Consider the following 14,175-nt stretch of genomic DNA (forward strand, 5'->3'; position numbering starts at 1 on the left):
TACAAACGAGACTGCTTCGCCTAGCCGGCACAATCTTTACACATATTCGCTACTGAGCTAAGCTGCAAGCGGTGCTTCACCAAAAAGCAAGAAGTGCAAGTAAACTCATTTTCCTGAGGTGGAATAACAACAACCTCAAGATCAGTATCAGACAGATCTGCGCCAGGCAGCTCAAAAGAAGCAGAATCGAAGTCCTCATCAACGTCAGTGTTGAGATCATCCGTGGCGGTCTTCTCTAAGACCTCAATCGACTCCGTAAGCTCTTCTGTCTGCCGGGGGGTATCGTAGTCAGTATGCAAATTACCTCCTTCTGAAGGAACATCTCAGTCTATATTTATAGACGTTTATTTCCAAAAACAAAACTTGACACAAAATTATCCGGGAGATTTGTGAAAATATTATGTGGGCGGCGGGTTTTATTACCAAAGGGGATAGGAATATGTACGATCTTTCAGTCATAGGGCTTGAGGATGGCTTTCTCATTCTTGCAGCTGAGGATGGCACAAAATTCAGAATTGCAGCCAATGAACTGTTGCCCTACGCAGACCCCGCTACACAACCTCCGGTACGAGATGTATTAGACGGGTGTGGAGCAGCATCCGTAAAAGACATTCAGGCTCTCATTAGAGAGGGCCTGCCTGCGGAAAAGGTAGCGCAAAAGCTCTCAACAAGCATTGAGCGAGTAAAAAGATTTGAGCCACCTGTTGCTGCAGAAAGGTCGCATATGGCGCAAATGGCACTCGGAGTAAGTTTCGGCGATAAGTCATTCGGTGAAATTCTTCTCAGTGCCCTTGAGAAAAAAGGTGTTTCGGAATACAAAATATCTGCCAAAAAGGGATTCAGTGCGTGGGTGTTGGGTGTTGAGTACGTATCAGACGCAGAGCCGCATCATGCAACATGGGATTTTAATCACAAGGATATGTCACTAAGACCTGTTGATGCCACAGCAAGGGAATTAGTTCCGGAAGAAATATGCAGCGAGACTTTTGATTCCTTTCCAAAAGAAATGAATTTTGGGGCTCTTGGCAGCCTCTCGTTTGATTCAGAAAATAGAACACGCGCGGCAGAAAATACACCGGGATTTTTCTCAGTAAACGACGTGGCGGTTGCCAGAGAAAAAGAGCCTCTTCTGGATGACTCTGCTCGGGATCTGGTTGATGCACTCAGAAAACGACATAAAGAAAGTATTGAGCAGCAAAGGGTTGCAAAAACAGATATCAATCAAGTGGCGAACCTAATAGACATAGATAGAAAGCGGGATGCGCGGGCAGCTGACCCTGAAAGGGCTCGTCAGACATCGAGGCGTACTAGCGTTCCGAGCTGGGATGAAATCCTTTTCGGTTCTGACAAAAACAAGAATTGAGTGGCTTGGATAAGGACATCCCTGAGATATTTGATGTAATTTCCGATAACGAGAAAATAACAGATGTAGACCTCTTGCATCAGATGCAAGACTCGTTTCTGGAATACGCCTACTCTGTTATTCACTCTCGGGCATTGCCAGACGCGCGGGATGGCTTAAAGCCCGTACAGAGGCGCATCTTATACACAATGAGTCGGATGGGTCTATCCCCAGATAAAGCCCATGTCAAGTGTGCAAGGGTAACCGGTGAGGTTATGGGAAAACTTCACCCCCACGGAGATGCAGCAATCTACGACACGCTTGTCAGGATGTCACAGGACTTCACAATGCGAATTCCGCTGATTGATGGACACGGCAACTTTGGCTCTCTGAATGATGGGCCGGCAGCGAGCAGATATACAGAGGCCAGACTATCCAGAGCGGCAGTTGCGATGATTAACGACTTAGAGAGCAATGTTGTTGATTTTGTGCCAAATTATGATAACCAATTCACGCAACCTGAAGTTTTACCGGCTCTGTTACCTAACTTGATTGTAAACGGAAGTAGCGGAATAGCCGTCGGAATGGCAACCAGTATACCCCCGCATAACCTACAAGAAACCGTTCGAGCAGCTATATATCTTGTTCGCAATAGGCAGTCAAGTCTAGAGCAAATAATGAAAATCCTGCCAGGACCTGATTTTCCTACAGGTTCGATAATTGTTGGCAAAGAAGCATTCAAGGAAATATATGCAACGGGTAAAGGTTCATTTAAAATCAGGGCAAAGATATCAATTGATTACGCAGGTATCGGTCATACAAATCTTGTCATAACTGAACTACCCTATATGGTTGGCTCTGAAAGGGTTATTGAAAAAATAAAACAGGGTGTAAATGCACACAGAATCGACGGAATTCTCGATGTCACTGATCTCAGTGACAGAAAAAACGGCTTAAAGCTTGTTATAGGAATTAAGCCGAACTTTTCGCCAAATGAGGTAATGGATAACCTCTACCGGCATACCCCTCTTGAAGAATCGTTCAGTGTCAACAGTGTTGCCCTAATCGACGGAAAGCCTAAAACCCTTGGCATGCTGGATATGCTGAAGGTTTTTATAGACCACCGTGTATGTGTGATAACAAGGCGCAGTAAGTTCTATTTGGCAACACACAAAAAGCGTCTTCATATGATCGATGGGCTTCTTTTGGCTCTAGTCGATATAGATAAAACAATCTCCATAATCCGAAACAGCGAAGGTATAAAAGAGGCTAGGAAAAACCTTATGAAGTGCCTGAATGTAACACGGGATCAGGCAGAATACATCTTGGATATAAGACTGAATATGCTAACCAAACTCTCGACTATAAAACTTCAGTCTGAGCAGGAGGAACTTAGAAAAACCACGCAAGACCTTGAAGAAATTCTTTCTGACCCGAACAAAATCGATGCGATTCTTATCGATGAACTAAAAAAGGTGGCACAAAGACTCCCATCACCCCGTAGGACGATTTTAGAGTCAAGTGTCAAAAGTAAAAAACAAAAGACGGATTATCCTCGTCAAGTTGTTTTAACCACCAATGGCTTTATATTCACAATTGAGGTGAACAATGATTTGATATCAGAATTGAGCCAACCCGAGACGTTTGACATGGCATTCAATACCCACAGCGAACCTTTGCGTGTTGTGAAATCTTCCATTGTTTGTGGGGTGAGATCAAGAATTGGCGCTCTGACCAGTGCGGGAAAGGTCATACCATTCACTCCAATCGGTCTTCCGGTATTGGACAGTGGATTTGTCACTGCAAAGAGTTTCCTCGGACTTGAAAATGACGAAGAAGCTGTTTTGCTTTTCGAGCTTCACCAGAAAGAAAGTCTTGCCATTGCCACATCAAGTGGAATTGTGAAGCGTGTAACTCCGGCTATATGGCCAGATAGAACTGAGCGGGTAATTACTCTCAGTGCGGGTGACAGGGTTGTTGGGGCCGCTAGAGGTGTATCCAGTTGTGGGTACTTTGTTTTCATAACTGCAAAAGGCAATCTCTTGCACTACAGTGCAGGCCTTGTTAACCCCCAAAATCGGCCCGCAAGAGGGGTTGCAGGTGTAACCCTAAAGGATGATGACGACAGGGTTATCAGTTTCGGCTATACAGAAGATGTAGATAGGGCAAATGTACTGACTGTATCAAAAAGAATGACGACATCACGCCTTAGCTCTTATCAAACAAGAGGTAGGGCAACAAGAGGTGTGCAATGTCACAAGTTTCTAAAAGGCGAAGAGTGGTTACACGCAGCAATTGTTGGAGAGAATTTGGCAGCAATAGACAATTTGGGCAATGTCGTAGCCATTGGCAAAAGCAGTGTGACTGCAAAAAGTTGTGCAGGAGTGAAACAATATCGATTGCCACAAGAGAAATCGGGAAAAAGTAAGCGAGAAGACCGACTAATTAGATATCTCGGATATCCTTTCGTGCACGGCAACGACACCTATTAGCAATGACACCTATTAATGGCAAACCGCTGACGGACCTTACAACGTGACTAGGGGCCGCATTGCATTCAGCTCTAATATGGCCCACAGAGGGCGAGTATGTCATATTAGAGCAGCGGTGTGTGTTATGCAACACTGTTTATGTAGAATCATAATTTACAAAAGAAACGCAAAAAAGAAACGCAACGACTGTACCTGGCACGGAAAGGCCGAGCGGATTACAACACGCTGTTGCTGGAGAATAGTTTTTAGGATCCGGAAACACGAGAAGTATTTCAGGCGGGCACTTCGCTCAGGTCTGATGACCAAAGGGTATGAAAAATCCCCGGAACGTCGACACGCCTGTAAGTGTGGGCACCAAAATCATCTCTCTGCGCCTGAATCAGACATGCAGGCAAGCGATCTGAAGCAAGCGCGTCGATATATGACAAGAGAGATGAAAAAACAGGTGCTGGAATAGCCAGGCGGGCTGCAGAAGCAACAACTTCCCTCAAAAACCGTAACCTGCCTACCAATTCATCAGAAAAACCCGGAGAACACATAAGACTTGTGAGGTCCGGATTCTTACTGTACTCATGGGCAACTTTATCCAGAAAAACTGCCCGGATTATACAGCCCGCACGCCAGATTCGTGCACAGGCAGAAAGGTCTATACCCCAGTCATGCTTGGCGGCTGCAACACTAATAATTCTAAAACCCTGAGAGTACGCAAGTATCTTTGCCAAGTAAAGGGCATTGCGTACAGCATCGATAAACTCCGCCTCCTTCAAGGGTGCTTCATGACTTGATGCTTGTGATCTAGAAAGTTTCTGTTGCACCTGGCAACGCTGTTCATCCGATGAAAGACTGCGCGCAAAAACTGCTTCAGACACGGAACCGGCGGGAACACCAAGGTCAAGTGCGTTCTGCGCTGTCCAAGCACCGGTTCCCTTTGCACCAGCCTGGTCGAGAACAATATCAACAAACGGCTTTCCGGTTCTCTTGTCTCTATGAGAAAGTATGTCAGCTGTTACTCCAACTAAATACGACTCAAGCTCACCGCTGTTCCACTCACGAAAAATATCGGATATACGCGTCGGAGAGAGCCCCAAACCCCGTCTTAAAAGATCATAAGACTCGGCAATTATTTGCATATCAGCGTATTCAATGCCATTGTGGACCATCTTCACAAAGTGTCCCGCGCCATTATGACCTATGTGCGCAACACAGGGCTCACCATTCGCCCTAGCGGCTATCTTCTCGAGCATAGGACCAACGATCGAATAAGCGTAATCAGATCCTCCGGGCATAAGACTGGGGCCTTCGAGGGCGCCCACCTCTCCGCCCGAAACACCAAGCCCTATAAAGTGCAACCCCCTCGCCTTGAGTTCTTCCTCACGCCTGATTGTATCGGTGTACAGAGAATTACCACCGTCGATTATCACATCTCCTGGTTGCATAAAGGTGGAGAGTCGAGCTATAACTTCATCCACAATAGATCCAGCCTTAACCATCAGAAGGACAGTTCTGGGCGAACTGAGTGAATCTATAAAATCTTTATCATCCTTCGCAACAATAAAATTACACTCACTGTGCTGCTGTGCGAGGGAATTAGATCTGTCGGATGACCGGTTATGAATAGCAACCCGGATACCTTTGCCGGCAAAATTTCTCGCAAGATTACTGCCCATAACCGCAAGACCATATACACCGATATCAGCCCGCACAGCGCTCCAATCTGAACATTACCGAAGTTCTGCGAGTGGAGCTAAGGGGATTCGAACCCCTGACCTTCTCATTGCGAACGAGACGCGCTACCAGCCTGCGCCATAGCCCCACATTCAAAACTCAAGTATACTGGAGTGAATCTATCGGTCGCAGATACGGCACGGATCTATTCACGGATCTAATTCACGTCTAGTTCGCATTGTGACGCATGTCACGGTTTATGAGTGACGCATGTCACGGTTTATGAGTGACGCATGTCACGGTTTATACCCCGGATCTAGATTTGTTAGGCGATCGAGTTGCGTAAGTGACAATGCCCTACTCTGCGTAAGTGACAATTCCCTACTCGAAGAATAGAAAAATAAAAGGGGTCCCAAAATCAAGAAATTCTCTGGATGGTAGCTTTATTTATGTGAAATCCCCAACATTTTTTGAGAATCACGGAGATCGAATAATTGATGATTACGAATGGCTTCGATCGGATAAGAAGGCAGCAGAAAAGCATCTAAAGGAAGAGCAGACACGTACCGCTCAGGCCACAAAACACCTCGCGGACCTTCAAAACACAGTATTTCACGAGATAAAACATCATATACGGGAGACGGACGTATCTCCCCCGGTGCGAAAGGGGAAGTGGTGGTTCTATCAGAGAACGGTTTCAGGAAAATCATATCCGTATTACTACCGCATCCAGTCAATTGGGGATTTTCCTCCAAAACTTGATAAAACCCCATCCAGCAACGAGGAGCTTATTTTTGATGCAAATGCCGAGTCACGTTCAAATGATTTTTTTTCTATTGGAACTTTTTGTATATCGAACGACGGAAAATATCTTCTGTATGGGATAGACAACGACGGTAGCGAGCGATATACACTTCGAGTAAGAAATATTGAAACTTTTGAGGATTTACCGGATGTTATCTATAACACAGCGGCAGGAGCATGTTTCCATCCGGACGGAAAAAGTTTTTTCTACTGCACAACAGATGAAGCATGGAGGCCGGATAAAATCTGGCAACACACACTTGGGTCCGGTGTAGAACATCTTGTGTTTCATGACTCAGAGTATTGGCTCGGATTTGAAGTATCAAAAAGCGAGAAAGTTCTGTTTATAGGAAGCGGGAATAGTCAAACCTCGGCCTACTGGATTCTTGACCTTGAATCAGACAGCCGGTCACTTAGAGAAGTGTGGCCAAGAGAAAATGATGTCTTATACACGCCAGAACATGCAATAATCAACGGAAAAGACATCCTCCTTATAGTTCACAATCGCAATGCTGTCAATTTCGAACTGGTCGCGGCAAATTTCATAAACCCATTGCAGTGCGTCCCAATAATTCCACATAACCTTGAGCGCAATATAACTGATATTGAGGCTTTTGAGGATTATTTGACCGTTTCGTACAGGCAGGACGGACTCCCAAAAATTGCCGTTGCGCAACTGACACACGACATGCATAGTGCAAAAACTGTATTTGATTCAAATACAGAACGACACAAAAACACTGTGCAATTCATCGATAATAACGGTGCATGTGAGGCGCGTCACGATGTACTAACAAGTCTGCAAGCTCTGAAATGGGAGGAAGTCAAGTTTGATAACTGTGAAGGGGAAGTTTATTCAGTTTTTTCGGAATCTAATGAAGAATGGTCATCTGCTTACCTTCAAATAAGCCTTGAAAGCTTCAAATTACCCAAAGCAACCTATATGTATGAAGTGAAGTCAAAGCGATTTACAAAAATACATTCCCAAATAGTTATTGACTACTTGCCAGAGAAATACGTCGAAAAGCGACTCTGGGCAAAGAGCAAAGATGGAACTGAAATTCCTATTTCACTGGTGTTTCGTAGGGATCTTGTGCATTATCCAGCCCCATGTTTGTTGTACGGATATGGTTCTTACGGGGTGTGTATTGATCCGCAGTTTTCAACTAAAAGATTACCCCTGTTGGACAGAGGGGTTATTTATGCAGTCGCCCATGTCCGAGGTGGTGGTGAAATGGGTGAAAATTGGTACCGCCAAGCCAAATATGAAAACAAGCCTCTGACGTTTTCGGATTTTATTGCCTGCGCAAAAACGCTTATAGAAAATAACTACACGTCATCAGAAAAGCTTGCAATAGAAGGTCGCAGTGCAGGTGGAATGCTCATCGGGGCGGTTATCAATTCAGAACCAGAGCTATTTACCGCAGCGATAGCTGGAGTTCCGTTTGTTGACGTGCTCACAACGATGCTAATGCCAAACTTACCGCTAACCATTCATGAATATACAGAATGGGGCAATCCAACCGACAGTGAAGAGGCTTACAAATGGATAAAGTCCTACTCTCCATATCACAATATCGCCAATGATGCGTCGCGGTATCCGTCAATTCTGGCAATAACAGGAACAAAGGATCCAAGGGTAAGCTTTATCGAGCCCACAAAGTGGGTATGTAGACTACGCGAAAAAGGTGCAAACGCAATACTCCATGTAGAAGATACATGTGGACATTTTGGCGCAAGCGGCAGATATGACATCTGGAAGAGTCAAGCCTGGGAAATCGCCTGGATCCTTGACAAGGTCTGCCAGTGCAATCTTAGCTGTCTATTCTGTCAGTGCTAACCACGGAATTTGCTATGAACTCCCTGCGTGGTGCGACATCATTCCCCATAAGGAGCGCAAAAATGTCTGAAGCCTGTTGGGCATCAGACATCCTAATCCTAAGAAGGGTACGCTTTGATCTGTCCATAGTTGTCTCTGCAAGTTGATCGGCATCCATCTCACCAAGGCCCTTGTATCTCTGAATCGGCTCCCTATGTTCAAGCCCCTCCTGTTTCAGTCTTGACAAAACCATTTCTAGCTCACGATCTGATCTGGTGTAGATCTTCTCATTGCTGTTTTTAACCACCACCTGATGTAACGGAGGAAGGGCTGAAAAGACACGGCCGGATGAAATCATCGGCTGCATATACCTGAAAAATAAGGTTAGTAACAGAATCCTAATGTGAGCACCATCCACATCAGCATCAGACATTATTATCACCTTGCCATAGCGTGCCTGTGCTATATCAAAGTTACTTCCAGATCCGGCACCAATCACTTGAATAATACTTGCACATTCGGCATTAGCAAGTGCATCGGCTACACTCGCCTTTTGTACGTTTAGGATTTTCCCTCGAATTGGCAGAAGTGCCTGGTACTCGCTATTTCTGGCCCTGCGAGCAGTGCCGAGGGCAGAATCTCCCTCAACAATAAACAGTTCGCTTTCGTTAACATCATTGCTTCGACAATCCACAAGTTTTGCGGGTAAACTCGAAGTTTCAAGTGCATTCTTACGTCTCTGAGTCTCCCTACTAGCCCGTGCGGCTAACCGAAAGTGCATTTGTGCAACAACTTTTTCTAAGACACGCCGGATCTGGGTTTTGTATTTTGGATCTTCAAAAAGTTTTTGAAGATTATCTGCCACGATATTTGCAACTATGCCTTTCACCGCGGGTGTTCCCAGCACTTCCTTGGTCTGGCCTTCAAATTGCGGTTCGGGCAATTTTACGGATACCACAGCGGTCAGTCCCGAAAAAACATCTTCGCGTTCGGGGCGGTTATTGCCAGACTTCAAATACCTAGATTGACTTGACACTGCGTTTCGAATAGTCTTCAAAAGAGCCTGCTCAAAACCAGAATAATGGGTTCCGCCCTTCGGGGTTTCGATCACATTTACAAAGCTATTGATATGAGTTTCAAAATCATTACGCCACGCAAGAGCAATATCAACATCACACACCCGCTCAACTGAGCTGATAACAAGGTTACCCGTCTCTTTCAAAACGGGAACCGCCTCAGAAAAACTACCTTTACCTCTAATACACAAGACATCTGTAATCAGCTCTCCTGCGGAAAGATGCTCTACAAATTGTTTGCAACCGCCCTCAAAGAGATAGGAAGAGCTCTTGCCAAGCACCCTATCTTCAATATTCACCCTGAGGCCTGGAACTAAAAAGGCAGTTTGCATCGCGCGTTGATGCAAAGACTCAATACAGATTTCTGCACTACCAAAAATAAGCGGATCAGGCCAAAAACGCACCCGTGTTCCCGTTACATTACTAGCGATTTTACACTTAGATCGAAGGCCAGATGTCACTTGGTTACGAAATTCCATTACCCATGTCATTCCATCTCTGTCAACCTCAACAGAGAGCTTTTCGGAAAGGGCATTTACAACACTCGCACCAACACCATGCAATCCACCCGATGTGAAATACGCTCCTGTGCCAAACTTTCCGCCCGCATGAAGCTTTGTAAAAACCAACTCAACACCCGTTAGGCCCGTCTTGCTTTCAATATCAACAGGTATCCCTCGGCCAAAATCCTGAACAGAAAAACTGTTATCGCCATGCAAGGTAATGTTCACAACATTGCCAAATCCAGCTAAAACCTCATCCACAGAATTATCGATTATTTCCCACAGACAATGGGCCAAGCCGTGATTGTCGGTTGAGCCTATGTACATTCCAGGCCGTTTACGAACAGCAGCCAAGCCCTCTAGTAGGGCAATGTCATCGGCGTTATAATCAGTATTACTCGACAAGATAGCTCCTGAAATCTTCTAAAAGTCAGTATCAAACAAGTGTTTTGTGTCAAAGTATGATATCGCGTTTAGCAACCATTACATTGGAGAGTATAAAGAATAATGCCCTTCTGTGCCTGGAGGCCGATGGTGATATAACGGTCGATCTGCGTGCCGACGCATTTGGGCACGGGCTTGTGAAAATTGCTTACACCTTGTACAGCACAGGGGTCAGAAAGTGTTTCGTGCGCAAAGCCCACGAAAAGATCTTTCTTGAAGAAATTGGGTTCACAGTGGATGTATCAGATGCGCCTATAAAGCCATTCTCACACGATATATACGGCCTGGGTGATAATACAGAGTGCAAAGCTGCTTTGCATCTTGAAAGCTGCGTAGTAACGTGCAAGAAACTGCCGGCAGGAGCGGGTGTAAGTTATTGTCACACATACAGAACACAGTCAGAGGAAAATGTTGCACTCATAGGCATAGGATATGCAGACGGACTGCCCTTTCAGGCTCAAGGATCTGTTGAAATAAAAAAGAGAAAATACCCCATTATCGGAAGAATAGCCATGGACTACATGGTTGCGAAGGTTACACCTGACTCGTATAAACATGGAACAAGAGTTACCGTATGGGGAGAAAGCGGTGCAAAGACTTGGGGTTTGTCAGCGGGAATAGACCCCCTCTGCCTTACCGCAGGACTAGCATACAGGGTTGAGAAACGCTGGCTTACATAAAAAGATAAGGTCGGATGAAGAAAAGAAACGCAGATAACGAACAGACCAAATGACACAAAGAACTGCTTTATCCAATTCCCACGCTCAAGCGTTTATTAGTCTCGGGACTTTGAAAAAGAATCTTCTGTGGTTGCAAAATGAAGTCGCACCGGCAAAAGTTTTCATGGTTATAAAGGCAAATGCGAATGGACACGGGACGATGCGTGTTGCCGAGGTGGCAAAAATGAGTGGAATTCGCAATTTTGCCGTTCTTCTCCCAAAAGAAGCCCTACTGATAAAACGAGCCTTATCGCCGGGAGTGCGAGTATTTACTTGGCATATTACCCCAGACTGTGAAGACCTGCCGAGCCTAATTGAGAACAATATTGAAATTGGCATAGGTGCAGAATGGCAGTTGCGATATATCGCATCGTGTGTAAAAAAGACAATGACATGCGAGGTGCTGTCTGGTTATAAACCAGCTCTAATTCATCTAAAGCTTGATACCGGCCTCAGTCGGGGTGGGTGTGGCGTGAAGGACTGGCAAAATCTTGTCTGTCTTGCACAAGACTTTCAGGAGATGGGCCTTATAAAGATAACTGGATTTTGGTCCCACCTGTCTAACACTTCTCCAGAGGAAGATAGACGTTCCCTAAAGATATTCACGGAAAACGTCACGCCATATCTCGCAAGTTACAGCCGGCGTGCCAGGCCAATAATGCATATCGCAGCGTCCGTTGCGGCATTGGGCCTGCCGGAGAGCAGGCTAGATTACGTAAGGCTAGGCCTCTCATGTTTTGGTTATTACGAAAAAGAAGAACTAAAAGGCGTTATGACATTAGTTGCGCCAATTATAAAATTTCTTCCCGAGCAGGGGCGTGCAATAATTGCATGTGGGTTTGCTGATGGAATCAGCCCGCTTGCGGTGCGCAATAATGTTCCTCTTACAGGACGAAGTAACCGGGCAAGACTAATCGAGGTTGGGCCCGAAACATCTGTTATAGAGATCTGTCAAGATATCGATCGACGGCAAGACAATTTGCAAAATAGTTATGATCACGTACCGCAAGACCCCTTTTTAAATGCACTGCGTGTCAGCCAAAACCATGTTATTCTTTTCGGATCCGGAGGGCTTTCAGAGCTAACTGCCAGACAATGGGCAGAGTCTTGTGGGACAACAATAGATGATGTCTTATCGCGTGTAAAAGCTGAGCTTATTTACCTGGAATAAACTTGTATCTAATCGCGCGGGTAACCCTTTTTTTGATTACCCTCCGTGCCATGTGTGAATAAAAATCCAAGTCAGTTGCGCTGGGTTGTGCGCAACAATATCGATTATCACAAGATTGTTTAGGGTTACAGTCATTATCGACGGAATGTGCTGTTGCACAGCCACCCATGCGTGATAAAAACCAATCGGCAACAATGGGGTTCAATGGCAGAAAGGCACCGTGCAAAAAACATGCCATCAAATTCCCCAGGAAAAACCCGTGTGGCCTAGAAAAAGTTCCCCTACTGTCCAAGCCGTAACCTAACGGATGTTCATTGTCAGTTATCTCGATATCGTGATTTTCAAACCCAACAAGTTCACCAAAATCGCATTTTACAATCGACTCACCAACACGTCTGCGAATTCTATGACAGGAAATTGGATAAACTCCCGCGGCAGTGTGTTCAACATCATCATGTGATACAAATTTTTCTGACAGAAGCCGTAAACCATTTGAAATCGCTAAAAACGGCACATTGTCATCCCTCAAGGCTTTGAGGTCACAGGCAAGTCTTCTCATATCACCGAGAAGATCGGCTAAAACATAATCAGGGCCTGAACCGATAACTACTCCCGATACACCGGTCGGCAAAACATTCCCCGGGTGAAGATCGTATATCTCAAGCTTGTGGCCAGCAAAATGCGCTCGAGCCTTCAATGCTGTTACATTACCCCTATCACCACGAATACTCAGCTGGTGTGGAAACAAATCAACTAATAGCACGAGCTATCCAGGTACCTGTAGTGCCTAAGAAGCCTCATGGACATTTCGTAATTGAGGATCATAACCATTGCCGAATCATCTTTCGCGCCAAACTGATCTCTGTTGAAATCAGCATCCAAATGGGTAGCGGTGACACATTGATTATTGTCAAAATTTGATTTGCGTAGCACCTCGCTTTTCTTGTTATAAAAAGACTGAAATTTGTCGGAACTTGAGTGGCGAAGGAAATAATTTGTAGCCCTAAATAAGTTCGGTTCAACCAAATCAATTACAACACCAGCGTACGAAAGGGCCAGGGCAACCTGCCATGCCATACTACCGGTTACCACAGCGCGTTTTATAGCGGAAAGATTAACATCATAAAGCCAGGACGGATCAGGGGTGCCTCCGTCAATGCCTATCATTACACGAGATCCTGCAGCAATACTTTCAAGATTTACCTGCATACTCCTTGGGTTCTTCATAAGAAGGATCCGGACCGGTTGACCGGCCAGACTAATAACCTGATCTCTGCCAAATGCAGGTGTTGATAAACTTACCGCAGAAGATGCTTTGTTTGGATCAAATTCATCGCCCAAAATTTTCATGCACAGCGCGAAAGCTGCAGCAGCGTTCTGTGCATGATGCACCCCTTCTGTGCGCAATTGTATTTCTTGTAGCCTGTCGACACCTTGTATTGAGAAGTGCGCTGTGCGGGCCGAATAATGTTCAATATGGCACAAGCTCTCTATACGTCCCGGAGGGGAAAATTGACCCCTAAGATGCGGTAAAAGTCCGGTTGGAGGTATTGAGTTTAGAATGTCACTGCTTGAAGAGAATCCGTACACACTCAGTTTCTGAGATGCTAGACTGCTTTCTAGCAGCTCAGAAAAACACGGTTCATTAAGATTGAATATAAGTACATCCTTGACGAATGCAAGACTATTTTTCAGCTTGACGAGCACTGTTCCTGGGTCATGAAAACGGTTCAGCTGATCGACCTGGAGATTTAGGAAAAGCGCGGTACTCGGCTTCAAGAGATCTGCAAGCGTCTCAATATGCCCTTCATCTACTTCAAGCAAGGCAATACCTTTACGGGTGCGCTTTGGCACTGCCAACAAACTGGCGATTATGCCATATTTCATATTGGCACCACTAGAATTCGTAAAGACCTCGTGCCCATGAGCTCTTAGAATGCTAACTGCCATCCGGGTTGTCGAGGTCTTCCCGTTACTCCCAGTCACAAAAATAATTTCAGAGTTTCCAATAAGACGAATGAGAATCCCAGGGGATATAAACTCAGCAAGAACACCGGGTAAGACTGACCCGCCAGAACGTAGAACACGCAAGGCAACAAGAAGAGCGCGGCCGAAGAAGATGGCCAGGCAACCCCTCAAG

General features: G+C 45.4%; 10 protein-coding genes and 1 tRNA gene. 5 read left to right on the forward strand and 6 right to left on the reverse strand.

The annotated features are described in order from the left end of the window. Positions 1-20 precede the first annotated feature (20 nt). Entirely contained in the window at positions 21-299 is a 279-nt protein-coding gene (locus TWT_RS02795) for a DUF4193 domain-containing protein (protein WP_011096229.1), read from the reverse strand. 140 nt (positions 300-439) lie between these two features. Here TWT_RS02795 and sepH point away from each other — a divergent pair, with 140 nt between their 5' ends. Together sepH and TWT_RS02805 are read left to right on the forward strand one after the other, a co-directional pair. Then, positions 440-1,363, forward strand: a complete 924-nt coding sequence (sepH, locus tag TWT_RS02800; RefSeq protein ID WP_011096228.1) for a septation protein SepH — start codon at positions 440-442, stop codon at positions 1,361-1,363. Positions 1,364-1,368: 5 nt separating this feature from the next. Beyond that, positions 1,369-3,834: a DNA topoisomerase IV subunit A gene (locus TWT_RS02805; RefSeq protein ID WP_038105980.1), complete on the forward strand. Its 2,466-nt coding sequence runs from the start codon at positions 1,369-1,371 to the stop codon at positions 3,832-3,834. A 272-nt stretch (positions 3,835-4,106) separates the two neighbouring features. On the opposite strand, the gene gndA is transcribed toward TWT_RS02805, so the two are convergent. Together gndA and TWT_RS02815 are read right to left on the reverse strand one after the other, a co-directional pair. After that, a complete protein-coding gene (gene gndA / locus TWT_RS02810) occupies positions 4,107-5,537 on the reverse strand; it encodes an NADP-dependent phosphogluconate dehydrogenase (protein ID WP_011096226.1) in 1,431 nt (476 codons plus the stop codon). A gap of 36 nt (positions 5,538-5,573) precedes the next feature. Next, positions 5,574-5,647 (reverse strand) — tRNA-Ala (locus TWT_RS02815). Between the two features lie 222 nt (positions 5,648-5,869). Here TWT_RS02815 and TWT_RS02820 point away from each other — a divergent pair. Continuing rightward, positions 5,870-8,143 carry a S9 family peptidase gene (locus TWT_RS02820; protein ID WP_011102607.1) on the forward strand — a complete coding sequence of 758 codons (2,274 nt, stop codon included), beginning with the start codon at positions 5,870-5,872 and terminating at the stop codon, positions 8,141-8,143. On the opposite strand, the gene TWT_RS02825 is transcribed toward TWT_RS02820, so the two are convergent. Beyond that, a complete protein-coding gene (locus tag TWT_RS02825; RefSeq protein WP_011102608.1) occupies positions 8,118-10,106 on the reverse strand; it encodes a DNA gyrase/topoisomerase IV subunit B in 1,989 nt (662 codons plus the stop codon). The two genes, TWT_RS02820 and TWT_RS02825, sit on opposite strands and share 26 nt — an antisense overlap. A gap of 56 nt (positions 10,107-10,162) precedes the next feature. Here TWT_RS02825 and TWT_RS02830 point away from each other — a divergent pair, with 56 nt between their 5' ends. Both TWT_RS02830 and TWT_RS02835 read left to right on the forward strand, forming a co-directional pair. Next, a complete protein-coding gene (locus TWT_RS02830; protein WP_011096224.1) occupies positions 10,163-10,825 on the forward strand; it encodes an alanine racemase C-terminal domain-containing protein in 663 nt (220 codons plus the stop codon). Between the two features lie 49 nt (positions 10,826-10,874). After that, the gene (locus tag TWT_RS02835) at positions 10,875-12,035 is read left to right on the forward strand and encodes an alanine racemase (protein WP_011096223.1); all 1,161 of its coding nucleotides are present in this window, start codon (positions 10,875-10,877) and stop codon (positions 12,033-12,035) included. Here the strand turns inward: TWT_RS02835 and TWT_RS02840 are convergent. Continuing rightward, complete coding sequence (locus TWT_RS02840; protein ID WP_011096222.1) at positions 12,019-12,798, reverse strand: type 1 glutamine amidotransferase; 780 nt, start codon at positions 12,796-12,798, stop codon at positions 12,019-12,021. The genes TWT_RS02835 and TWT_RS02840 overlap by 17 nt on opposite strands. Beyond that, a complete protein-coding gene (locus TWT_RS02845; protein ID WP_011102610.1) occupies positions 12,789-14,174 on the reverse strand; it encodes a Mur ligase family protein in 1,386 nt (461 codons plus the stop codon). The genes TWT_RS02840 and TWT_RS02845 overlap by 10 nt, the downstream gene beginning before the upstream one ends. Position 14,175 lies beyond the last annotated feature (1 nt).

The sequence above is a fragment of the Tropheryma whipplei str. Twist genome (genome assembly GCF_000007485.1).
GTDB classification, from domain to species: Bacteria; Actinomycetota; Actinomycetes; order Actinomycetales; family Microbacteriaceae; genus Tropheryma; species Tropheryma whipplei.

What these genes read in the sequence shown, in the direction of transcription:
- TWT_RS02835 (WP_011096223.1), top strand. Translation starts at nt 10,875, where the DNA reads ATGACACAAAGAACTGCTTTATCCAATTCCCACGCTCAAGCGTTTATT.
- sepH (WP_011096228.1), top strand. Translation starts at nt 440, where the DNA reads ATGTACGATCTTTCAGTCATAGGGCTTGAGGATGGCTTTCTCATTCTT.
- TWT_RS02830 (WP_011096224.1), top strand. Translation starts at nt 10,163, where the DNA reads ATGATATCGCGTTTAGCAACCATTACATTGGAGAGTATAAAGAATAAT.